This window comes from Williamsia muralis (assembly GCF_002735905.1).
Lineage (GTDB): Bacteria > Actinomycetota > Actinomycetes > Mycobacteriales > Mycobacteriaceae > Williamsia > Williamsia muralis_A.
The window spans coordinates 140,581-162,078 of the sequence record NZ_PEBD01000008.1 but is presented as its reverse complement, the minus strand read 5'-3'; the positions used below and the strand labels follow the sequence as shown (position 1 = coordinate 162,078).

Genomic DNA, 21,498 nt, shown 5'->3' with positions numbered 1-21,498 from the left:
TTGCGCCGGTCCGTGTGTGCCGGGGCCTCATGTCAGTGTTCTCCGCCGACGAGTGTCACGTCGGACCGGCGGGCGAGATGACGCGCGATGGAGGGGCCGGCGAGACGAAGCGCGGCGGGGCTGCACATCTGCCAATGGGTGAACGGGATGGCAAGCGTGGAGATCTCACCTCTCACATACGACAGCCACGAGTCGGCAGCAGCTGTGGACCCCGGTGAATCACCGTCAGCAGTGACGAAGAGCAGGTCTCCGGTGTAGATGCCCGGTGAATGTTCCCGCAACAGTGTGCTGTTGTGCTCGGCGAAGTCGACCAAGCGCTGAACCTGATGACGCTCGATGCCGTGTGGCAGGTCCTCGACCACCGCGAGCACGTCGGTGAGGGAATCTGCCGACGTTGCCCCCAGTTGCTCCAGTACGGCACCGTCGAATCCGAGTCCCGCCAGCACATCTCCCACGTGGACGGATTCGTCGTCTGTAGGCACCGGTGGTGATGCGAAACTGTCCAGCATCACCAAGCCGGCCACTTGACCACCCTGTTCTTCGATCAGCACTGCCATCGCATGCGCGAGGACGCCGCCGAGCGACCAGCCCAGCAGATGGTAAGGGCCGTCGGGTTGTATGCGCCGGATCTCCTCGACGTAGCGTGCGGCCGTTGCCTCTATGGACCGTGGTGGCTCGGTGTCGTCGGTCCCGGGTACCTGGATGCCGTAGATCGGCCGATCCTCTGGCAGATGCTGAACCAGAGGTCGATAACACCAGGACAGTCCGATGATCGGGTGTATGCAGAAGAGCGGTGCTGCCGAGCCGGTGCGGCGGATCGGCAGCACCACGTCGAGGGCGGCGTCGTCCTGAACGGGATCGGTCATATCGATCCGTCGGGCCAACGCCATCGGGGTGGGGTCGGCGAACAGCCACTGCAGCTGGACTCGTCGGCCCAGGTGCTCACCGATCGAACCGACCATGGCGATGGCCGACAGGGAGTTGCCGCCAAGGGTGAAGAAGTCATCGTGCACGCCGACTTGCTGTCGTTCGAGTGATCGCGCGAAGGCAGCCGCGACGACGACTTCGGTATGTGTGGTCGGAGCTCGGTACGGAGTCCGCGATTCGAAAGTTGCGGCGGGCAAGCGCGACTCGTCGAGTTTCCCGGTCGGTGTGACCGGGATGCCGGCCACCGCGACTATCGCGGCAGGAACCATGTGCCGAGGAAGGAACTCGCCGACGAACCCCACGAGGCGCTCGGTGTCCGGCGGGATGGAGTGTGGCGATGGCACCACATACGAAACCAGGGCCGGCTCGCCTGTGGCGGTAGCGGTGCCGACGGTGACGGCTTGTGCGACCGCCGGATGTTTCAGCAGAGCCGCGTTGATCTCGTCGAGTTCTATTCGATGCCCGCGAATCTTGACCTGGCTGTCAGTGCGTCCGTGAAAGCGCAATTCCAGATCTGCGGTCCAGGCGACCACATCGCCGGTGCGGTACATCCGGTCGCCTGGTGCACCACATGGATTGGCGACAAACCGTTCTGCTGTCAGGCCGAATCTGCGGTGGTAGCCGCGGGCCAGGCCGGGGCCGGTGAGATAGAGCTCGCCGGGCACCCCGACCGGCACCGGATTCAGGCGGCCGTCGAGCACGAGGAGCGTGAATCCGTGCACTGCAGCGCCGATGGTGACCGGTTCGCCTGGCCGCAGATTGCCTACGGTGGCAATGTCGGTGGCTTCGGTCGGTCCGTATCCGTTGCGCATGTGTCGGCCGGCAGCCCATCGGTCGACCAGCGCTGCGGACACCGCCTCACCGCCGACGCCCAGCACTCTGACATCGGGAAGGTCGTCGGAAGCGAGCGCGGCAAGCATGGTGGGTGTCATCAGGGCGTGGGTCACTCGCTCCGACCGGATGAAGTCGCCGAGCGACGCCGGTGACAGATGCGGGGGTGAGATGACGAGGGTGGCGCCTGCGGAGAGTGCGGCGATTTGTTCGCCGATGGCCATGTCGAAGCTGGGTGAGGTGTTGTGGAGGAATCTCGAGTGGGGTTCGACGAGGTAGTTGTGTTTTCTTTCGGCGGCGAGGTTGGCCAGTCCGCGGTGGGTGATGACAACACCTTTGGGGGTTCCGGTGGAGCCGGAGGTGTAGATCATGTATGCGGGATGGTCGAGTGAGACTTGAGGTTTCGGCCCGAACGGGATGCCATCGCCGGGGGCGGCGAGCTGCTCGTCGATCACCAGCCACTGCACCGTGTCGGGGAGCTCCGAGCGGAACTCGCTGGTGGTGATGCCCAGTCGGGCGCCCGAGTCGGTGAGCATGTGTGCGATGCGGTCGGCCGGGTAGTGCGGATCCACCGGTACAAACGCCGCACCGGTCTTGGCAACCGCCCACATACTGCGCACCGAGTCCGCAGACCGGGGCAGGGCAATGGCGACGAAACGTTCTGGTGCGGCGCCATGTTCCTGCAGGACTCGGGCGCAGCTGTCGGCCCAGGCGTCGGCCTCTCGATAGCTGTGCGCACGGCCATCCCAGATGAACGCGGCTTCGTCGGGGCGTTGCCGCACGGCCATGTCGATCAGTTCGGCCATCGACGCTGCCGGAACAGATGCCGGGCCGCGTACGGGTACCAGCTTCGCGTTCTCCTCGGCGGTCAACAGCGGCAGGTCGGCCAGGGGCGTGCCAGTGTCGATGGCGACCGCATCGAGGATCCGAACAAGACGGTCGGCGAGGTCCTGTGCCGAGCGGCGATCGAAGAGGTCGGTTGCGTAGCGCAGCGACCCACGCAGGCAGTCGTCATCGGGGGTCGGCTCGGTGATGGAGAACGCGAGTTCGAACTGGGCGATACCTGGGTCGAGGGGGACGGGAGCCACAGTGAGGCCCGGGAGCTCGAAGCTGCCGGGTAGCCCGGGTTCGAAGTTCAGGACCACTTGAAACAGCGGCGAATACGCCTGGGTGCGCGGCGGTTGCAGGATGTCGACGAGACGCTCGAATGCGACATCACCGTGGGCGTACGCACCGAGGTCAACGGCTCGGGTCTGGGTGAGAAGGTCGGCAAATCCGGTACTGAGGTCCACCTGTGTCCGCAGGACAAGCGTGTTCACGAACATGCCGATGACGCCGTCGAGCTGTTCTTCGCCACGACCTGCGATCGGCGTGCCGACAGCGATGTCCTCGGTACCGGACAGCCTTGCGAGGAGCGTGGCCAGTGCGGCGTGGACGACCATGAACATCGATGCACCACGATGTCGTGCAAGTTCCCGCAGCGCGGCGCCGGTCGCGCCGCTGATCTCGAAGTCGACGGACGCTCCGCGGTGTGAGGCGACGGCGGGCCGTGGGCGGTCGGTGGGCAGATCGAGCACCGCGGGCAGGCCGTCGAGTGTTTGTTGCCAATATCGGACCTGCTGCGCTGCAACAGAATCAGGGTTGGACTCGGCACCTAAGACACGATGTTGCCACAGCGTGAAATCCACGTACTGGACAGGCAACTCGGGCCAGCTCGGCGTAAGCCCTTCGGTGCGGGCGTTGTAGGCGAGCATGACGTCGCGAGCGAGTGGTCCCATGGAGGCGCCGTCGGCGAGGATGTGGTGGATCACCAGTACCAGCGTGTGGTCGTCGGCGGCGCTGCGAAGCAACCGGCTCCGGATGGCGACCCCCGCCGCGACATCGAAACCGTCGCGGGCAAGAGTCAGCACGGCCCCGGCGATGTGGTCGGCCTCGATCGGTTGCGGGGTCAGATCGAGCGACACCGCAGTCGGTGGCAGAACGACCTGCCTGGGTCCGCCGTCGTCGCTCGGGAACGTGGTGCGCAGCGATTCGTGCCGTCGGATCACGTCATCGACAGCTGCCGTGAGGGCACCCGTATCGAGTTCGCCGGTGAGTCGGATGGCGAGCGGAAGATTGTATGTCGCAGCCGCAGTGTCGAACTGGTTGAGGATCCACATGCGCTGCTGCGCGGGAGACAAAGGCAATCGGGCGGGGCGATCACCCCGCCGTAGAGGCGGACGCGCTGCCTGTCCAATGGTGCCCGCCGCCGCCGCGGCAATGCCGGACACAGTCGGGCTCTCGAAGACCGTGCGAACGGTCAACCCGCAGCCCAACTCTGCATTGACGCGGGAGACCACCCCCATCGCGGAAAGTGAATTGCCGTACAGGTCGAAGAAGCTGTCGTCAGCCCCCACGTCTTCCTGGTCGATGTTCAGCACCTCGGCAAACACCGCTGCGACAACACGTTCGGCGTCGGAACTCGGCGCACGGTAGGCGCTACGGGTGAGTTCGGGTACAGGTAACGCTCGTTCGTCCAGCTTGCCGGTGGGGGTCAGTGGTAGCGCGTCGATCAGCACGACCGCCGCCGGTTGCATGTGGCGGGGGAGGCTCCGCGCGGCAAACTCACGAAGACGGTCTGCCGAGTGCGCAGCACCGACCACATACGACACCAGAGCCGGATGGCCGTCGGCGAGTTCGCGTACCGCTGTCCGTACGTGCCGGACATCCGGAGAGGACCGGAGCACCGCGTCGATCTCGCCCAGTTCTATTCGATGCCCGCGAATCTTGACCTGGCTGTCGGCTCGTCCGTGATAGCGGAGCTGGTGGTCGCCAGCCCAGCTGACGACGTCCCCGGTCCGGTACATGCGACCACCCGGGCGGCCGAATGGATTGGCAACGAACCGTTCTGCGGTCAACGCATGCCGACGGTGGTAACCACGGCCCAGGCCGGGTCCGGCGAGATACAGCTCGCCGGGTACACCGGCAGGCACAGGTTGCAGGCGGGCGTTCAGTACCAACAGTTCGAAACCGTGCACGGCGGCACCGATCGACACCGGTTTGCCTGGCCGCAGATTGCCGACGGTGGCGATGTCGGTGGCTTCGGTCGGTCCGTATCCGTTGCGCATCTGTCGGCCGACGGCCCAACGGTCCACCAGGTCACCGGTCACCGCCTCGCCCCCGACCCCGAGCACCTCGAGGGAGACCAGCGCGTCCGGATCGAGCGCCGACAGCATGGTCGGGGTGATCAACGCGTGGGTGATCCGTTTGGTGACAATCCAATCGGTGAGCTCTGAAGGGCTCAGGTCCGGGGGTGAGACCACGAGGGTGGCGCCTGCGGAGAGTGCGGCGATTTGTTCGCCGATGGCCATGTCGAAGCTGGGTGAGGTGTTGTGGAGGAATCTCGAGTGGGGTTCGACGAGGTAGTTGTGTTTTCTTTCGGCGGCGAGGTTGGCCAGTCCGCGGTGGGTGATGACAACACCTTTGGGGGTTCCGGTGGAGCCGGAGGTGTAGATCATGTATGCCGGATTGTCGAGTGAGACATCGACTTCCATCGCGCGGGTCGTCGTCGTGGTTACCTCGCTGTCGATCTTCAGTTCGTCGATCACCAGCCACTGCACCGTGTCGGGTAGCTGCGAGCGGAACTCGCTGGTGGTGATGCCCAGTCGGGCGCCCGAGTCGGTGAGCATGTGCGCGATGCGGTCGGCCGGATAGTGCGGATCCACCGGGACAAACGCCGCACCGGTCTTGGCAACCGCCCACACGCTGCGTACGGAGTCGAGCGACCGGGGCAGGGCGATGGCAACAAACTGCTCGGTGGATGCGCCGGCATCGCGTAGCGCTCGGGCAAGTTGATCGGACCAGGCGTCCACCTGCCGGTACGTATGCGTCGTGTGCATCTCCAAGGCGACGGAATCTGGGTCGGCCAGCACTGCGGCCCTTGTCATTTGGTTCAACGTTGCCGGGGGCACAGCCGCCGGGCCACGAGATGGCACAAGCGCACGGCGATCGTCGGCTGTCAAGACATCGAAGCCTTTGACGGCGGCGCCGGGTGGGGCTGTGGCCATCGTCCGCAGGAGCGTGACGAACCGGCGGTGGTGCGCGCGCAGCTCAGCGCTTCCGTAAGCGTTCCGGTTGGCTTCGAAGTCGACGCGGGTATTGCCGTCGGCGCTCGGGTAGAGGTTCACCGACAGGTCGTGGACCGGTCCGGTCGACAGGATCTGGAACCGCCCGGTGACCGGCCCCAGACGAATGTCCGACGGGAAGTTCATGATGTTGATGACCGGCCCGTAGAAGCCGCGGGAGTCCTCAGCTGCGCCGAGGTCGCGTCGCAGATCCTCGGCCCGATAGCGCTGATGGCGCAGGGCACCGGTGAGCTCGAGCTGGATGTGGGAGACGAGGTCACCGACTGTCGTCGTCGGCGTGATCGACGCGCGAATGGGCACGATGTTGGACACCATCCCGCCCGACCTGCGAAGCACCGCGTTGGTCCGGCCCGACACCGGAAGGCTCAGGACCACGTCCGTCGAACCGGTGATCCGGGCGATGTACACGGCGAGGGTTGCGATCAACAGTGGTGTCTCGAAGGTCTTCAATCTCGTCGAAGCGGCCTCGAGTTGCCGGGTGACCTCAGTCGAGAGGAGCTCACCGACTCGCCGTGGTCTGACGTCGGGCGCGGATCCGGACGGCGACAACGACTGCGGCTCGGGGAGATTCGCGGCTTTTGTAAGCCAGTAGTCGCGGTCGCGCCGGAACCGGCTGGACGACCGGTAGTCGTTTTCGGACGTGATCAGCGCCTGCAGCGGAGGGACGGCCTGGGTGTCGGCCTCGCGTCCGGCCAGCTTTGCGCTGTACATCTCGGCGGCACGATTGATGAACAGGATGGCGCCGTAGCCGTCGATGACGATGTGGTGGATACAGGAGTACCAGAGGTAGTGCTCGTCGCCGACGCGGAGCACCGCACCCTTGATCAGCCGATCGGAGAGCAGATCTATCGGCGCCGAGTAATTCGCGTGAATCCATTCTTGCGCGGCCAGTTCGGGATCGTCCTCGCCGCGCAGGTCGATTCGCTCGAATCGATCCGACAGGGTCTGGTCGACCACCTGGAACGGCTCACCGTCGATTTCGACGAGGCGGAGCATCCCGCAGTCGATCTCGTGCATGCAGGAGCGGACCACGTCATCGAGCAGATCAACGTCGAGTGGGCCATGGATCTCCGCGTAGTTCGCGATGACGATGGGCGTGTGGGGCATCAGGTGCTGGGCGAACCAGATACCGCGTTGGGCCGCGGTCAGCGGAAACGCTTCCGATCCGGCAGTTGGAGTCGTGGGGGAAGGCGCCGAGGGGGTGGGGTTCCCGGTCAAGGTATGTGCGGAATCCACCTGAGGATCTCTTCTGTCCGGAGCGCGCTGACCCACTCGGCGAGGCCCCATTGCATCGCTGGGTGAGTTTAGGGAATGCTGCACTAACTTCAATGGTGAATGTAGGTTTGCATAACCTATCTCCGTCGGTCAAGCTGAACGCACATTTGTGGTGCACTCGCGGGCGCCACGTACTTCCGACGACTGAAGAGGCCAGTTTCATGCGAGTAGCGACCTTCGGCTACCAGACCTGGGGACACAAGACTCTCGAAGCACTCATCGAGTCGGATCACGAGGTGGTTCTGGCCGTCACCCACCCGCCGAGTGAGCACTCGTACGAGTCCATCTGGTCGGACTCCGTCGAGGAACTGGCCCGGGCCAACAACATCCCCGTCCACCTCGCGCAACGACCCGACAGCGAACTGATCGAGCAGGTCAAACACGCCGAGCCCGACATCATCGTCGCGAACAACTGGCGCACCTGGCTACCGCGTGAACTCTTCGACCTACCGCCGCACGGCACCCTGAACCTGCACGACTCGTTGCTGCCCAAGTTCACCGGTTTCTCGCCGGTCATCTGGGCGCTGATCAGCGGGGAGAAGGAGGTGGGCCTGACCGCCCACCGGATGGACGACGACCTCGACACCGGCGATGTGGTGGTGCAACGGTCGGTACCCATCGGGCCTCGTGACACGGCCACCGATCTCGTACGCGCAACCATCGACATCATCCCCGAGGTCCTGATCGAGGCCCTCGACCTCATCGAGTCGGGTGAAGCCGTCTGGAAGCCGCAGAATCTCGCGGACCGCACCTTCTTCCACAAGCGCGCGGACATCGACAGTCAGATCAACTGGAACTGGCCCGCCGAGGACATCGATCGCCTCGTCCGCGCCCAATCGGATCCCTACCCCAACGCCTTCACCCACTTCCGTGGCGAGCGCATTCGGATCACCAAGGCCTCGGTCTCCGAAGGCATCTACGGCGGCACCCCAGGCCGTGTGTTCATCCACGAGGGGGACGGCATGGTGATCGTGGCCGGATCCGACGCATACCGCGGAAAGAACCACGGACTGGTCGTGGAACGACTGCGGACCGAAGACGGTGTGGAGCATGCGGGGAAAGATTTCTTCCCACGCGGTGGCGGCTATCTGACGTGACGCCGCGCGCGGCCTGAGTCAGACCCCGTCACGACCCGAACCGCATAACATGATTCGAGTTGTGAACAAGCGGGTATCGCTGCGCCGTCTTGCAGCGAAAGGAGTTGACACCGAATGACTGCACCCGGCCGGCCCCATGTGTTGATCGTGGGTGGAGGATTCGGAGGTCTCTACGCGGCAAAGCGCCTCAAGCGCGCCGATGTCGCGGTGACCGTTGTCGAGCGCGGCACCAGCCACGTGTTCCAGCCGCTGCTGTACCAATGCGCCACCGGCCTGCTGTCGGAAGGCTCCATCGCAAGTCCTCTGAGGCACCTGCTGCGCAACCAGGACAACGCGCACGTCGCGCTCGGTGAGGCGAACGCCATCGACACCGAGGCGCGAGTGCTCACGGCGAGCCGCTTCGACGGATCGACCTTCGAGCTGAAGTACGACTACCTCGTGGTGGCTGCAGGAATGCAGCAGGCGTACCACGGTCACGAGGAGTACATCCAGTGGGCGCCGGGCATGAAGACCCTCGACGACGCGCTGACCATCCGCCGAAAGCTGGTGGCCGCCTTCGAGATGGCCGAATCGTTGCCCACACCGGAAGAACGCAAACCCTGGCTGACCTTTGCTGTTGCGGGCGGCGGGCCCACCGGTGTCGAACTCGCCGGGCAGATCCGCGAATTGGCCACGCGCGCACTGACACACGAGTTCCGGTCGATCGACCCGGGTGAGGCGCGGGTGCTGCTCTTGCACGGTGGACAGCGGGTTCTGGAGTCGTTCGACAGCAAGCTCAGCGACAGCGCGCTGCGCACACTCGACAAGGTGGGGGTCGAGACCCACCTCGGCGTGCACGTCACCGACGTGACCGCCACGGACGTGGAGATCACCACCAAGGCCGAACCGAAGACCAAGACCCGGTTCGACACCCGGACGGTGTTGTGGACGGCAGGCGTGGAAGCGGTTCCGTTCGCACGGACGCTGGCCACCGCCTTGGGCGCTGAGCAGGACCGGTCGGGGCGGATCGCGGTCGAGCCGGACCTGAGTGTTCCTGGGCATCCGAACGTGTTTGTTGTCGGAGACATGATGTCGCGCAACAAACTTCCCGGCGTTGCCGAGGTCGCCATGCAAGGCGGGCGGCACGCCGGCGCGGTGATCGCCGCCGCGGTGGAGGGCAAGACCAAGAAGAGACGACCGTTCAAGTATCGAGACCTGGGTAACGCGGCCTACATCGCCCGGCATCACGCACTGGTGCAGGCCGGTCCGCTCCACATGTCGGGGATGATGGGCTGGCTCTCGTGGGGAGTCATCCACATCGCGTTCCTCTCCGGTGCCCGTAATCGCACCGGCACCCTGATGAACTGGGCGGCCACGCTGGCGACCGGATCGAGGCGTGAACGCGCGATCACCTATGGTGACCCCGAGACGGCCCGTAAACCGTACACGTGACGGGCCCTCCGGACCGCGCGAGATGAGCGACACCGAGGTCACCGTGCTGACGGCGGCAGATACGGTGGCGCCGATCGACTTTTACAGCGATCCGCCTGACGGTGTTCGCGTCAACATGGTGAACACGCTGGACAACGAGGCGGCATTCGACGGCCGCGTCGCCGCGATATCCGATCCGACCGACCACCAGTTGCTTCTGGATCTACGTGCCTTTGCTGATGTGTTGCTCGTCGGAGCGGGAACCGTGCGTGCGGAGTCGTACGGCCGAGTGATCCTCACGCACAGGCAGATGCAGCTCCGTCGAGCGAAGCTCGGTCTCACCGACGCGCCGCCGGTTGCGGTGGTCACCACCAAGGGGCGGCTGCCGAGCGAATCCCGGCTGTTCGGTGTGGAGCCCCCACCGTTGATCATCACGACTTCGGTGGCCGCCCGCGCGAGTAATCGGGGCGCCGATCAGGAGACCATCGTCGCCGGCCACGACCGAGTGGATCTGCCACAGGCGATAGATGCGCTGCGAGCGAGGGGTTTTCGGCGGATTCTGTGTGAGGGCGGACCGTCGTTGTTGCAGGCCCTGGCTGAGCACGACCTCATCGACGAGATGTGCGTGACGGTGTCACCCATGATTGCCGGCGGGCAGGGCGGATCGCCCAGGTCTAGGACCACCCTGGGCGGGCCTCGACGGATGAAGCTGACACATGTGCTCTCGCACAACGACTTTCTCTACCTGCGGTACACCCGCTGATCCGGAAAGGTCGTCGGTGGTACGTCAGTAGGGCGGGTACTGGGTCAACTGCAGCTGCGCAGCCAGGTGGGCCGCGTTCCTCGCCACGGTGGCCGTGGTGGTGGCCACGGGCTCAGGTGTCTCGTCGAGGTCGTTGTAGTCCGTTCCCTGCATCGCCTCACCGTTCCAGTAGGTTCCGCCCTGCGCCGGAATCGTGAAACCGATGTCGTTCAGCCCCTGGAAAAGATCTGCTGTGATCTTGTGTGCGCCGTCCTCGTTGCCGACCACGGCGGTCACCGCGACCTTGCCCACCATGGCAGGCCGTCCTTGATCGTCGGTTTCCGACAGTTCCGCGTCCAGGCGCTCGAGAACACGTTGGGCGACACTCGACATGTGACCGACCCATGTCGGAGTCGCCACGACCAGTATGTCGGCTTTTCGAATCGCTTCGCGGATGACCGGCCACTCGTCGCCGTCGCCCATGTCGCCCTCCACTCCGGGCTTCACGTCGTGGTCCACCACGCGGATCTTCGAGCCAGACACCCCATGGGTCTCGAGTTGGGCGAGCACCTGTCCGGCGAGCAACTCAGTGCTCGATGGCGCAGGTGACGGCTTGAGGCTGCAGATCAGGGCGAGGGCGCTGAGTTCAGGCATGGGTGTGGAATAGCCATCGCCGGCGCACCCAAACATGGCGCCACGGCCGTTCTGCTACTCGCCAGACGACTTCGCCCGGTCGACGAGTATGCGCACCGAGGCAGCAACTGTCGCGGCCAGAACGTCGGGCGGGTCGCCGTCGAAGACCCTTTTGGTGGCATCCACCGAGCCATGATCGAAGACGCCGAACCAGACCGTCCCGGGTTCCTTGTCCTCCTGTGGTTCAGGTCCGGCCTCACCGGTGACCGCGACTGCGAGGTTGGCACCCATCAACTCTGCCGTGCTGCGGGCCATCGCCAGAGCAGCTTCTTCGCTGACGACCGGCCCCTCGGGCACCTTGAGCAGCGAGTACTTGACCTCCTTGCGATAGGCGATCACGCCGCCGCAATACCAGTCGCCGGACGACGTCGCCCGGCCGAGTTGCGAAGCGAGGTTACCTGCGGTGAGTGATTCGGCGGTCGCGATGGTCAGATCGTGCTCGCCCGCCAACTCCGCCAGTTCCTCACACAGCTCCTGCACCTCGTCCTCGGTCGGAACTCGGTCGTCGGGATCGGCAATCATGTTGTCCTCACGGTGTTTTGGGGCGTGGTGCATCGCTGCTGCAAACATCGTGCAGCAGTTGCCATTCGGTTCGCAGGACAGGTGTACCCCGGCTACGGTGAAGTTATGTATTCCCTCGCAGACACAGTCCGAAACGAGTTGAACGTCCGCGCTGACATAGATGTCGCCGCGGAGGTCGAGAACCGGGTGCAGTTCCTGGTCGACTATGCGCAGAACGCCGGAGCAAACGGTTTCGTCTTGGGTATCAGTGGTGGGCAGGACAGCTCGCTGGCCGGACGCCTGTGTCAGCTGGCGGTGGACCGGATCAACCAGTCGGGAGGATCAGCCGAGTTCGTGGCGGTATTGCTTCCGTATGGCGTACAGGCCGACCAGGCCGACGTCGACACCGCCATCGACTACATCAAGCCGACCCGCACGATCAGCGTGAACATCAAGGACACCGCCGACGCCGCAGCCAAGGCCACCGCCGCTGCGCTGGGTATCGACGAGCTCACCGACCTGGTCCGTGGCAACGTGAAGGCGCGTGAGCGAATGATCGTGCAGTACGCCGTGGCCGGTCAGCTGAACCTCATCGTCGTGGGTACCGACCACGCGGCCGAGGCGGTGACCGGATTCTTCACCAAGTACGGCGACGGCGGCGCTGACGTGGTTCCCCTCTCGGGACTGACGAAGGGGCAAGGAGCGCGAATCCTGGAACATCTGGGGGCACCAGACAGCCTGTGGACCAAGGTGCCCACCGCCGATCTGGAAGACGACCGGCCCGCGATCCCGGACGAGGAGGCCCTGGGTGTCACCTACCGCGAGATCGATGCGTACCTGACCGGAGAGGCGGTCTCCGACGAGGCGGCCAAGACCATCGAGCAGGCCTTCGTCAAGACCAGGCACAAGCGCACCGTTCCGGTCGCCCCCACCGACCTGTGGTGGCGGGATCCGACGGGCTGACCGTCGTCGAACCGGGAGGTGGTGTGCGAGTGCACAACTCGTCGAAAAAAGTACTTGGCACTCACCGCTGATGAGTGCTAAAAATGTAGTGCACAGTGATTGGCTGCCCGCCAGGGTGGCGGGCCGAAGTGTCGAGCAGGAGGTGGGTTGCTGTGCTTCGGTTTGATCCTTTCAGTGATGTGGACACGTTGGCGCGGGGACTGTTGACCGGCCAGGCGGTGGGGTCATCTCGAACGCCGAGGTTCATGCCGATGGACCTCTACAAGGTCGAGGACCATTACGTTCTCACCGCCGACCTGCCGGGCGTGGACCCGGGCTCGGTGGACGTAAGCGTGGACAATGGCACGCTGACCCTCACCGCCCATCGGACGGCCCGGTCGGAAGACTCCGTCCAGTGGATGTCGAGTGAGCGGTTCTACGGAACGTATCGGCGCCAGCTGACGCTGGGCGACGGAATCGACGCGGCGGGCATCACGGCGAGCTATGAGAACGGTGTGTTGTCGGTGACCATCCCGGTTGCCGAGAAGGCCAAGCCTCGCCGCATCTCGATCAACCATACGGATTCGCAGAAGTCGATCGAGACGAGTTCGTCCTGAGAACCACTGACTGACATCGCAATTGGTCAACCGCGAAAGAGGGGTGATGCTGTGGAGTTGGATGAAACCGTGATCTGGCCCGAGCCCAGTCCGTTGAACGACTGGTGGGCGAATGTCATGACAACCTCGAGATAACGCAAACACTTGTGCCCCCGACCGTTTGGCCGGGGGCACAGGTGTGAGAACTCAACGGAGCGAATATCAATCGGCGGTGACGGGCAAGCTCAGGGTCAGCAGCATCAGAACGAACAAGAACCATCCAGCTCCTTGCCACACGGGCCATCCGCCTCCCCGCTTCCAGACGCGGTAGGTCTGGACGAACGCGCCCAAACCGCCCAGTAGCAAGATGGCCGGAACTCCGATCGCCCACACCGAACTGGCCGGATCGGCCACCAGGTAGATGATCAGCCATCCGAACGCCGCAGCGATCACCGCAAGGTCGTAGAAGACGGCAGCGCGGTAGGCCGTTCGGTCATTCCAGCGCTTTTCGACGTCATCGGTCATCGACAAGCCTCGGGTCGCGTAGTGGTCAACGGTTCTTTCGCGGGTACTTTGCGCGATAGCGCACCCGGTCGCGGCGTGCCTTGAGCTCGGACACGTGATTGTCTTTGAGACTGTCGGTTGCGCGGAAGGCGACATAGCCCCACCCGAACAACAGGACTGCGCCCACAGCAAGGACGACGGCAGCGATCACGTGCCCGCCGGCGAGGGTCAAGATCGCCATCGCGACACAGGCGGCACCACCGGCGACGGCCACAAATCCCGACCAGCCGACTGGCAAAGACAGTTTGTTGCGGGTTTCGTCCTTCGTACGCTGATCCATGTCGTCCTCCAGGTTGACATCAGTCCTTCGGCTGACGGATACCCGGCGCGGCCGCGCCCGAAACCCACCCCTACCGGCCGTTTGCCGCGATCGATGCGGAGGTACCTCTCACTGACGTGCCGGTGAGTGTCACGGATGGGGTCGGTCGGGGTCGTTGGGGGCCTGAGGAGGTGTGCGGTGGCCAGTACAGGGTTGGATGTCCCGACGTTCGGCGTCGAGGAGGAGTTGCTGCTCGTCGATGAGTCGACGGGTGAACCGTTCATGGAAAGCGCTGCGGTTGCCCACGTCGCAAAAACCCTGGGGCTCGAGCTGGATCTCGAATTGACGCCGTGCCAGATCGAGACCGCCACTCCGGTACTCGACTCCGTGGCCGACCTCAGGGGGCACCTCACAGAGAGTCGGAGCAAAGCCGGTGCCGCGGCTCAGGAGGTGGGCGGCCGAGTGCTCGCGGTGGGCGTGCCGCCGATCGTCGGAGACCGCCAGCCGGTGTCCAAAACTGACCGCTATCAGCGCATCGCACGGAATTTCGGCCTGATTGCAGCTGAACAGGGCGTGTGCGGATGCCACGTGCATGTAGCGGTGCCCGACCGCGCACGTGCGATCGAGGTGAGCAACTCGCTGCGGCCGTGGCTGCCCATTCTTGTTGCTTTGACCGCCAATTCGGCCATTCACCGAGCATCCGACAGCGGGTACTGCAGCTGGCGGACCATGCTCTGGTCGAGATGGCCGAGTGCAGGTGCTCCCCCTCATTTCGAATCAGAGGAAGACTACGCCGCTGCCATCGCACGACTCCTCGAGGTGGGCGCCGCGCTGGACGAAGGCATGATTTATTGGGATATGCGTCCCTCCAAGAACTTTCCGACCATCGAGGTTCGCGTCAGTGATGTTCCCGCGACAGTGGACGAGACGGTGCTCTATGCCACCGTGGTGCGCGCGCTGGTGATGACGGCCCTTGCTGATGGCCCCACCGCCGCCGCGAGGGCGGTCAGTTCGGACGACGTTCGCCTGGCGAAATGGAGGGCAGCACGCGACGGCCTGACCGGTAACTGTCCGGACCTGCTCTCGGGGAGCATGGTTCCGACGCGCGTCGCCGTGGACAGGATGCTCGCTCACATCGGTCCCGCGCTCGACTGCCTGGGGGAGCGTGCGGCAGTAGAGGATTCGCTGCACAGTCTGTTCCGCCATGGGAACGGCGCGATGCAGCAACGCGAGGTCTTCGAGCGGTGCGGCGCTTTGGCGGTTGTCGAGCACGCCGCGGCGCGCACCATGGATACCAACACGTTGCGCTGAAGTGAGGAGTCTATTGACACAAGGGTGGGTGCGGTGATCACCCGGCTCGGAAGGTCGCCCGATATTGGCTTGGCGTGGTGTTCATCAACCGGGTGAAGTGATGTCGAAATGTCACAACAGATGCGAATCCGACCAGCGCCGAAACGCGTTCCACCGGTTCGGATGATGTCTCCAGCAGTTCCAGACTCACATCGATCCGGCGGGCGATCAGCCACTTGATCGGTGTGGTGCCGGTGGTCTTGGTGAACTGGCGCAGATAGCTGCGCCTCGACATCCTCGACTGGGCGGCAAGGTCGTCCAGGCTCAGCGGACGGTCGATGTGTGCGAGCGCCCAGGCCATGCTGTCGGTGATGGCGGTGTCCTCCTCGACAGCGGGAAGGGGGTTCTCGATGAACTGGGCCTGACCGCCTGAACGATGCGGCGCGATCACGAGGCTTCGCGCCACCTCGTTCGCGACGGAGGGGCCGTGGTCGTTGCGCACGATGTGCAGGCACAGATCGAGCCCGGCCGAGCAACCGGCACTGGTGAGCACATCGCCCTCGTCGATGTAGAGCGGTAGGCGGTCCACCTCGATGTCTGGATGGCGCTGCTGGAGCTGATCTGCGTAACGCCAGTGGGTGGTTGCTCGTCGCCCGTCCAACACCCCGGCTGCGGCCAGCACGAAGGCGCCAGAACAAATGGAGACCAGGCGTGCGCCACGCCCCGCGGCTTTCTGGACTGCGGAGACGACATCGGGGGAGATGGGAGCGTGTATGTCGCGGATGCTGGGGATGATCACCGTGTGTGCTGCCGCGAGTTCATCGAGTCCGAATGCTGCCTTCAAGGTTGCCCCGCCGACAACTCTCACCGGATCGGCTGTCTCCGTGCATAGTTGCACCGAGTACCAGGGACGCACCATGCCCGGCCAGAATGCTTCGGACAGCTCGGCAAGACCGAATATTTCGGCGGCGATGCCCATTTCGAAAGCGGTCATCCCGTCGTAGGCGAGGATGGCCACGGTGCGTGCTGACCCCGGACGGGATCGCTGGGAAGACATGTCACTATCTTAACGAAGATCGGCATCAGTGCCACTTCTGGTTGCCGGTCATAGTCGCCACCCTTGGTACATGGACAAACAGAACGTGACTGTGATGCAACGATTTTGGCGAGCTGTCAAAGAATTCGCGGCAGGGGTGAACGCGGCCAGCGCGTTGGCTCACAACAAGACCCCGTCCGAGGAGTCGGTGGCCAGGGTTCGGCAGCGCGAGTTCTGGGAAGTCGAGATCGGTGACAGGTTCGCGACGAGAGACACCTGCTCACACTGACCGACGACGGCCCGGGTGTGACTCGAGGGCTTGGGTATTCCGGGAAGAATGCGTCCCTGGAACTAGGCAGGAACGAGGTCGAACTCGTTGCCCTCGGGGTCGGCGAAGCTGACCCACTGGTTGTTGTTCTCCCCGAATGAGCGCAGTTCACGCGCACCCAGGGCGATCAGGCGACGGGTCTCAGCCTGCACATCGTCCGCCTTCAGGTCGAAGTGCACCCGGTTCTTGACCGTCTTGCCTTCGGGAACCCTGCGAAACATCAGCAGCGGTCCCCCGTCGCCCTTGCTCGGCGCGATCGAAGCGAACTCCTCCGTGGCGTCTTCTCCCAGATCGCGGGCGAGCACGCGCGACCAGAATCCGGCAAGAGCCGCGGCGTTCTGCGCGTCGAAACTGATACCGAGCACTTCCAGCGACATGGCGGCCTCTCTCCATCGGGTAGTTGGGTTATACCGCGAATGAGCCGGCTCCGGCGGATGAGCGCAGTGGCCTGGCTGCGCACTGCGCGCTCAGTTGTCGTTCTTCTTCTCGCCGTTGCCGTTGCCGTTGCCGTTGCCGTTCCCGTTCCCGTTGCCGTTGCCCTTCTCCTTCTCTTTCTGCTTCTCGTCGCCGTTGGTTGCGGGCGCCGGGGCAACGGGGGGAGGCGGCGCGATGGGCGCAGGCGTGCTCGTGGTGGTGGGGGGCACTGTCGCCGTGGTCACTGGCGCCGGTGCGAGTTGCGGGACGCTCGAGGTGGAGGCGCTGGTGCTCGGTGTGGTCGCCGGGGCATCGGAGGAATCGGACCCGAGTGACACCGCCAGAATGCCGGCCACCACCGCGACAACCGCGGCAACGACCATGGCTGCTGCCACCAGCGGCCTACGCCGAGACCGCGACGTGGGTGCTGGTACCGCTTGTGCCGCATAGGCAGCAGATGGCGGGATGGGCGAGGTGAATGCCCGGGTCGCAGGCGGAACGGCCGCGGGCATCAGTGGCGCAGCGGGGGGATGCATCGGTTGAACCAGCAGTGCTCGCCGCATGCTCTCGGCATCGGGGAAACGCGCAACAGGGTCCGGCGCCATCGCACGTTCGATTGTTCCGACGAGCATCGGATCGGCAGAGGGCGACAGCGCGCGAAGCGGAGTCGCGTCGTGCTGCAAAATGGCCCGCGCCACCGACAAGATGTTGTCGCCGGCGAACGGACGGAACCCGGCGACCATCTCGTATCCCATGACGCCGACCGCGTACAGATCGTCGGTGACACCGGCCGCTTTGCCCTCGATCCGATCCGGACTCAGATAGGCCACTGTTCCCAGCACTTCACCGGTTGCGGTCTGGTTGGACTCCGCCGTTTTTGCGATGCCGAAGTCGGTGACCTTCACGGCGCCCGCCGTACTGAACAGCACGTTTCCCGGCTTGATGTCGCGGTGCAGGACTCCGGCTGCGTGCGCGGCACCGAGGGCGGACAGGACGTCGGCGAGCACCATCCGGACTCGGTCCGGGCTCACGGGAGCCTCCGCGATCTCGTCGGCCAGGGTTCGTCCCGGTAGCCGCTCCATGACAATGAACGGGCGCCCACCGTCCTCGCCGCTGTCGTACACGGCCACCACATTCGGGTGGTTGATGGTGGCAGCGGTACGGGCTTCGCTCTCGAATCGCAGCCGGATATCGGCTGCTGCTGCCAGATCCGAGCGCAGCACTTTCACCGCCACCGGGCGTCCGAGTCGCAGATCCCACCCGTCGTACACGTCACCCATGCCGCCGTGGCCGAGCAAACCGCGCAGTTCATAGCGGCCGGCGAGCGTTTCGGGAGCGGGCATCCCCTTACGCTAGCGCCCTTTGTTTCGGGTTTCGCGATCGCTAGTGGTTTCAGCTGCGGATCGAACTGTCGAGACCCGCTTCGAGTGGCGAGGCCCCGTGCCCTGTGGGAGCGTGAACGCTCCTGAGGACGGGATGGAAAATCGTGTCAGAGCAGATCGTCGACAAGACTGCCGCGGGGCGTGGTGCCCGGCAGTACCACATCGGGATAGCGCCCGGCGAGGTCGGAAGCGTGGCGCTGCTGCCGGGGGATCCATTTCGGGTGCCGTTTGTGGCGGAGTTCCTCACCGACGTCACCGAGGTCGCACACAACCGCGAACATCGGACCATGACAGGCATGTATCGCGGGAAGATGATCACCGCGACCTCCACCGGAATGGGTTGTCCTTCCACGGCGATCGCGGTGGAAGAACTCGCCCGCGTGGGCGTCACATCCATGATCCGCGTGGGCAGCTCGGCCGCACTGCAGCCGGGTATCGAGCCGGGCGACCTTCTCGTCAGCGAAGGTTCGCTCCGTAACGACGGAACCACCGCCGCATACGTGCACCCGGGGTTTCCGGCGGTGCCCGACATCGGGATCGCCGCCGAGCTGCGTCGAACCGCCGAGTCGATGAGGCAGCAGCGGGGCGAATTCGGCGTCTATTCGGGTATCAACGCCACCGACGATGCCTTCTACGCAGAGGGCCCGGAGTGGATAGCGCAGCTGACCGCGATGGGGATTCTCAACGTGGAGATGGAGAGCTCTGCGCTGTTCGTGGTGGCGAAGCTGCGCGGTCTGCGTGCGGGGATGATCTGCGCCTGCTCGAGCAACCTCCTCGACGGCGTCAGTGTGTATGACAAGAAGGACTCGGCACTCAAGGACGGTTGGATGCGCAGCATCGAAGTGGCGCTGGATACCGCTGTGGCACTTGACTTGTGACTAGGTGTCCAGAACTTTCTCGACTCGGTCTCGGAGGCCGTTCATGCCGTCGAGATTGATACCGAAGTCGCGTTGCAGCACCTCGATGACCTCATCGGCCGATCCGAGACGGGTGCGGGTCGACGAGCCATCGCGTCCGTGTACCGCCAAGTTGCGGCCGCGCAGATTCCACCGCGCGTCGTCGGTGACCCTGGCCGCACTCAATGCGACCACGAAGACCGACTCTGGATGAGTCGAGACGTACCAGCTCCCGACCTCCAGATCGATCTGCGGCTGCGGGTCCTCGGTGAACCGGTACAGCGGCTGCCATTCGTCGCGGATCAGTGCTTCGAGCACCAACTCTTGATCGCGGCGTCGGATCCGGTAGGGCTCGTGACGAGTCGACTGCACTTCGTCGGTGACCATTCGGATGGGCGATGACAACGTCTGGCCGCCGAAGCCGACGTCGACGAGGTATCTGCCGGCGACACCGGGAATGGTGACTGCGCAGACTTGGTGAGTCCGCGCCGGTAAGTGGTCGTCGGCCTGCATCCACACCACGCGACCGGTCAATGCGTCAACCTCAAAGCCCAACTCCGACAGTACGTATCGCATCAGGCCGTTGTGTTCGTAGCAGTATCCCCCGCGCCCCCGGTACACCAGCTTCTCGGTCAACGCCGCGGCGCTGAGGTCGGCCACCGGCACACCGAGCAGGGGATCGATGTTCTCGAACGGGATGGTCCGGGTGTGCGCTGCCACCAGCGCGTGCAGTGTTTCGATTGTCGGAGTCGACGGGCCGAGGTGATGGATGCGACGGAAATAGGCATCGATGTCGAGGCCGGATGAGTTCGTGACCGTGGGTGCCGGAAGTGTGCTCATGACAAGAATGGTCCAACTTCAAGTCCGGGTGAAGTCAAGGGGGCGGGGGATCCACTGAAACCTGTTGGAAAGCGGCCTCCCGAGGGCAATATTCCCTCGGTGTTCTCGTATACGGCAGATTTGAGGGAGCACCAGCAGTTCAAACCTTGCTGAGACAAACCCGTGGCAACGGGCCGTTCGTGTCGTAAGGTCACCGGCGGTCGAACCCGACCGGCACCGTCATGTCTGGAGTGAGTCACGTGAAAGTCTCTGTAGTCGTCGGAAACCCTAAACCGCAGTCGCGGACCCGCACTGTGGCGGAGGCGCTGGTGCCGGCGCTGCTGACGCCGGGCAGCTACGACCTCGAGGTGATCGAACTCGCCGACTACGCGTCTGAATTGTTCGAGTGGTCGTCGGAGCGACTGAAGGCGGTGACCACCGCGGTCGCCGACAGCGACCTCGTGATCTTTGCGACGCCCACGTACAAGGCCTCCTATACGGGTCTGCTCAAAGCGTTCCTCGACCGCTACGGAACCGATGGGCTGCAGGGTGTGGTCGCGATCCCCGTCTTCACCGGCGGCGATCTCACGCATTCGCTCGCTCCCCAGATCACACTCTTACCACTGCTCGCCGAACTCGGTGCGGTGGTGCCGGGCCGCGGTCTGTACTTCGTGATCGACGACCTGCCCCGACTCGACGAGTTCATCGCCGCAGCTGTTGCTCGGTACGCGAAGGTGTTTGCGTCTTTGACCACGGTGGCAGGTGCGGTCGTGGAGGTCGAATCTGCCGAGGTGTCAGGGGAGTAGCGCCTCACTTCTGGCCGGCCCTCATGCGGGCCAGGTGCGCATGAAATCGAACGAATCGCCCAATCGCACGTGGACGTGTTGACTTCATGCTCACTTGAAGTCTTAGCGTCGTGTCATGACTCAACAAACAGACCGCATGGCGGCGCCAGAGACCGCTGATGTCAACGCAATCCGAAGGATCATCGCCGATGTTCAAGAGGGGTTCAACAACAACGACCCTGTTCAGATGAACTTGCATCTTGCCGAGGACGCGGTCGTCGTGAACGCCCGTGGGGCGGTCCTCTCAGGTCGCCGGGCCATTGAGGAGTCCACGAAAGATGGCCTGACGTCAGGGTTTCTGAGAGACGCGACCGCCTACTACGAATTGGTCGATGTCACGCTGCTGGCCCAGGACGTCATCGTCGCTCGCAAGAACGCGTGGTCCACCTCGGCGGACGCCCGCGACGGCAGGCCCCCGGAGATGAACGCGTTGTATGTCTTTGTCCGTCGCGAGGGTCGTTGGGCGATTTGGCGCCGGCAGAACACACTCGTCGTATGAATCGATCGACGAGCTAGAGGGCCCGTGG

General features: G+C 64.4%; 19 protein-coding genes. 10 read left to right on the top strand and 9 right to left on the bottom strand.

The window, feature by feature from the left end; all coding sequences use genetic code 11:
* Window positions 1–32: 32 nt before the first annotated feature.
* Window positions 33–7,118 (bottom strand): amino acid adenylation domain-containing protein, encoded by a 7,086-nt coding sequence (locus CSW57_RS09730; protein ID WP_189339200.1) that lies wholly within the window; start codon window positions 7,116–7,118, stop codon window positions 33–35.
* Window positions 7,119–7,318: 200 nt separating this feature from the next.
* Here CSW57_RS09730 and CSW57_RS09725 point away from each other — a divergent pair, with 200 nt between their 5' ends.
* From CSW57_RS09725 to CSW57_RS09715, 3 genes are all read left to right on the top strand, one after another.
* Complete coding sequence (locus tag CSW57_RS09725) at window positions 7,319–8,254, top strand: methionyl-tRNA formyltransferase (protein WP_099382617.1); 936 nt, start codon at window positions 7,319–7,321, stop codon at window positions 8,252–8,254.
* A gap of 114 nt (window positions 8,255–8,368) precedes the next feature.
* Window positions 8,369–9,685, top strand: coding sequence for an NAD(P)/FAD-dependent oxidoreductase (locus tag CSW57_RS09720; RefSeq protein WP_099382616.1), 1,317 nt, complete (start codon window positions 8,369–8,371; stop codon window positions 9,683–9,685).
* 22 nt (window positions 9,686–9,707) lie between these two features.
* On the top strand, window positions 9,708–10,427 hold the full coding sequence (locus CSW57_RS09715) for a pyrimidine reductase family protein (RefSeq protein ID WP_099382615.1): 720 nt from the start codon (window positions 9,708–9,710) through the stop codon (window positions 10,425–10,427).
* Between the two features lie 24 nt (window positions 10,428–10,451).
* Here CSW57_RS09715 and CSW57_RS09710 read toward each other — a convergent pair whose 3' ends face one another.
* Window positions 10,452–11,060, bottom strand: coding sequence for a flavodoxin family protein (locus CSW57_RS09710; protein WP_099382614.1), 609 nt, complete (start codon window positions 11,058–11,060; stop codon window positions 10,452–10,454).
* 54 nt (window positions 11,061–11,114) lie between these two features.
* The gene (locus tag CSW57_RS09705) at window positions 11,115–11,621 is read right to left on the bottom strand and encodes a CinA family protein (protein ID WP_099383276.1); all 507 of its coding nucleotides are present in this window, start codon (window positions 11,619–11,621) and stop codon (window positions 11,115–11,117) included.
* A 105-nt stretch (window positions 11,622–11,726) separates the two neighbouring features.
* Here CSW57_RS09705 and nadE point away from each other — a divergent pair, with 105 nt between their 5' ends.
* The gene (gene nadE / locus CSW57_RS09700) at window positions 11,727–12,563 is read left to right on the top strand and encodes an ammonia-dependent NAD(+) synthetase (protein WP_099383275.1); all 837 of its coding nucleotides are present in this window, start codon (window positions 11,727–11,729) and stop codon (window positions 12,561–12,563) included.
* Between the two features lie 152 nt (window positions 12,564–12,715).
* Window positions 12,716–13,159, top strand: a complete 444-nt coding sequence (locus CSW57_RS09695; RefSeq protein ID WP_030166227.1) for an Hsp20/alpha crystallin family protein — start codon at window positions 12,716–12,718, stop codon at window positions 13,157–13,159.
* A 201-nt stretch (window positions 13,160–13,360) separates the two neighbouring features.
* Here CSW57_RS09695 and CSW57_RS09690 read toward each other — a convergent pair whose 3' ends face one another.
* Window positions 13,361–13,663, bottom strand: a complete 303-nt coding sequence (locus CSW57_RS09690) for a hypothetical protein (protein WP_099382613.1) — start codon at window positions 13,661–13,663, stop codon at window positions 13,361–13,363.
* 25 nt (window positions 13,664–13,688) lie between these two features.
* Window positions 13,689–13,982, bottom strand: coding sequence for a hypothetical protein (locus tag CSW57_RS09685; protein WP_099382612.1), 294 nt, complete (start codon window positions 13,980–13,982; stop codon window positions 13,689–13,691).
* Window positions 13,983–14,159: 177 nt separating this feature from the next.
* Between CSW57_RS09685 and CSW57_RS09680 the strand changes: the two genes are divergently transcribed.
* Window positions 14,160–15,272, top strand: a complete 1,113-nt coding sequence (locus tag CSW57_RS09680) for a carboxylate-amine ligase (protein ID WP_223249157.1) — start codon at window positions 14,160–14,162, stop codon at window positions 15,270–15,272.
* A gap of 37 nt (window positions 15,273–15,309) precedes the next feature.
* Here CSW57_RS09680 and CSW57_RS09675 read toward each other — a convergent pair whose 3' ends face one another.
* On the bottom strand, window positions 15,310–16,308 hold the full coding sequence (locus CSW57_RS09675) for a helix-turn-helix domain-containing protein (RefSeq protein WP_099382611.1): 999 nt from the start codon (window positions 16,306–16,308) through the stop codon (window positions 15,310–15,312).
* A gap of 70 nt (window positions 16,309–16,378) precedes the next feature.
* On the opposite strand from CSW57_RS09675, the gene CSW57_RS09670 reads away from it, so the two are divergent.
* Window positions 16,379–16,576, top strand: coding sequence for a hypothetical protein (locus tag CSW57_RS09670; protein ID WP_099382610.1), 198 nt, complete (start codon window positions 16,379–16,381; stop codon window positions 16,574–16,576).
* 62 nt (window positions 16,577–16,638) lie between these two features.
* On the opposite strand, the gene CSW57_RS09665 is transcribed toward CSW57_RS09670, so the two are convergent.
* Both CSW57_RS09665 and CSW57_RS09660 read right to left on the bottom strand, forming a co-directional pair.
* The gene (locus CSW57_RS09665; protein ID WP_099382609.1) at window positions 16,639–16,992 is read right to left on the bottom strand and encodes a VOC family protein; all 354 of its coding nucleotides are present in this window, start codon (window positions 16,990–16,992) and stop codon (window positions 16,639–16,641) included.
* A 90-nt stretch (window positions 16,993–17,082) separates the two neighbouring features.
* Window positions 17,083–18,372, bottom strand: coding sequence for a serine/threonine-protein kinase (locus CSW57_RS09660; protein ID WP_099382608.1), 1,290 nt, complete (start codon window positions 18,370–18,372; stop codon window positions 17,083–17,085).
* A 143-nt stretch (window positions 18,373–18,515) separates the two neighbouring features.
* On the opposite strand from CSW57_RS09660, the gene CSW57_RS09655 reads away from it, so the two are divergent.
* Window positions 18,516–19,289: a nucleoside phosphorylase gene (locus CSW57_RS09655; protein WP_189339199.1), complete on the top strand. Its 774-nt coding sequence runs from the start codon at window positions 18,516–18,518 to the stop codon at window positions 19,287–19,289.
* Here the strand turns inward: CSW57_RS09655 and CSW57_RS09650 are convergent, their stop codons facing one another.
* Window positions 19,290–20,147: an arylamine N-acetyltransferase family protein gene (locus CSW57_RS09650; protein ID WP_099382606.1), complete on the bottom strand. Its 858-nt coding sequence runs from the start codon at window positions 20,145–20,147 to the stop codon at window positions 19,290–19,292.
* 239 nt (window positions 20,148–20,386) lie between these two features.
* Between CSW57_RS09650 and CSW57_RS09645 the strand changes: the two genes are divergently transcribed.
* Window positions 20,387–20,932, top strand: coding sequence for an NADPH-dependent FMN reductase (locus tag CSW57_RS09645; RefSeq protein ID WP_099382605.1), 546 nt, complete (start codon window positions 20,387–20,389; stop codon window positions 20,930–20,932).
* Window positions 20,933–21,047: 115 nt separating this feature from the next.
* Window positions 21,048–21,470: an SgcJ/EcaC family oxidoreductase gene (locus CSW57_RS09640; protein WP_099382604.1), complete on the top strand. Its 423-nt coding sequence runs from the start codon at window positions 21,048–21,050 to the stop codon at window positions 21,468–21,470.
* Window positions 21,471–21,498: the final 28 nt, after the last annotated feature.

Bases quoted from the DNA above. Each gene is read 5' to 3' on its own strand.
- CSW57_RS09725 (WP_099382617.1), top strand. From the start codon at position 7,319: ATGCGAGTAGCGACCTTCGGCTACCAGACCTGGGGACACAAGACTCTC.
- CSW57_RS09720 (WP_099382616.1), top strand. From the start codon at position 8,369: ATGACTGCACCCGGCCGGCCCCATGTGTTGATCGTGGGTGGAGGATTC.
- CSW57_RS09715 (WP_099382615.1), top strand. From the start codon at position 9,708: ATGAGCGACACCGAGGTCACCGTGCTGACGGCGGCAGATACGGTGGCG.
- CSW57_RS09710 (WP_099382614.1), bottom strand. From the start codon at position 11,060: ATGCCTGAACTCAGCGCCCTCGCCCTGATCTGCAGCCTCAAGCCGTCA.
- CSW57_RS09705 (WP_099383276.1), bottom strand. From the start codon at position 11,621: ATGATTGCCGATCCCGACGACCGAGTTCCGACCGAGGACGAGGTGCAG.
- nadE (WP_099383275.1), top strand. From the start codon at position 11,727: ATGTATTCCCTCGCAGACACAGTCCGAAACGAGTTGAACGTCCGCGCT.
- CSW57_RS09690 (WP_099382613.1), bottom strand. From the start codon at position 13,663: ATGACCGATGACGTCGAAAAGCGCTGGAATGACCGAACGGCCTACCGC.
- CSW57_RS09685 (WP_099382612.1), bottom strand. From the start codon at position 13,982: ATGGATCAGCGTACGAAGGACGAAACCCGCAACAAACTGTCTTTGCCA.
- CSW57_RS09675 (WP_099382611.1), bottom strand. From the start codon at position 16,308: ATGTCTTCCCAGCGATCCCGTCCGGGGTCAGCACGCACCGTGGCCATC.
- CSW57_RS09670 (WP_099382610.1), top strand. From the start codon at position 16,379: ATGGACAAACAGAACGTGACTGTGATGCAACGATTTTGGCGAGCTGTC.
- CSW57_RS09665 (WP_099382609.1), bottom strand. From the start codon at position 16,992: ATGTCGCTGGAAGTGCTCGGTATCAGTTTCGACGCGCAGAACGCCGCG.
- CSW57_RS09660 (WP_099382608.1), bottom strand. From the start codon at position 18,372: ATGCCCGCTCCCGAAACGCTCGCCGGCCGCTATGAACTGCGCGGTTTG.
- CSW57_RS09650 (WP_099382606.1), bottom strand. From the start codon at position 20,147: ATGAGCACACTTCCGGCACCCACGGTCACGAACTCATCCGGCCTCGAC.
- CSW57_RS09640 (WP_099382604.1), top strand. From the start codon at position 21,048: ATGACTCAACAAACAGACCGCATGGCGGCGCCAGAGACCGCTGATGTC.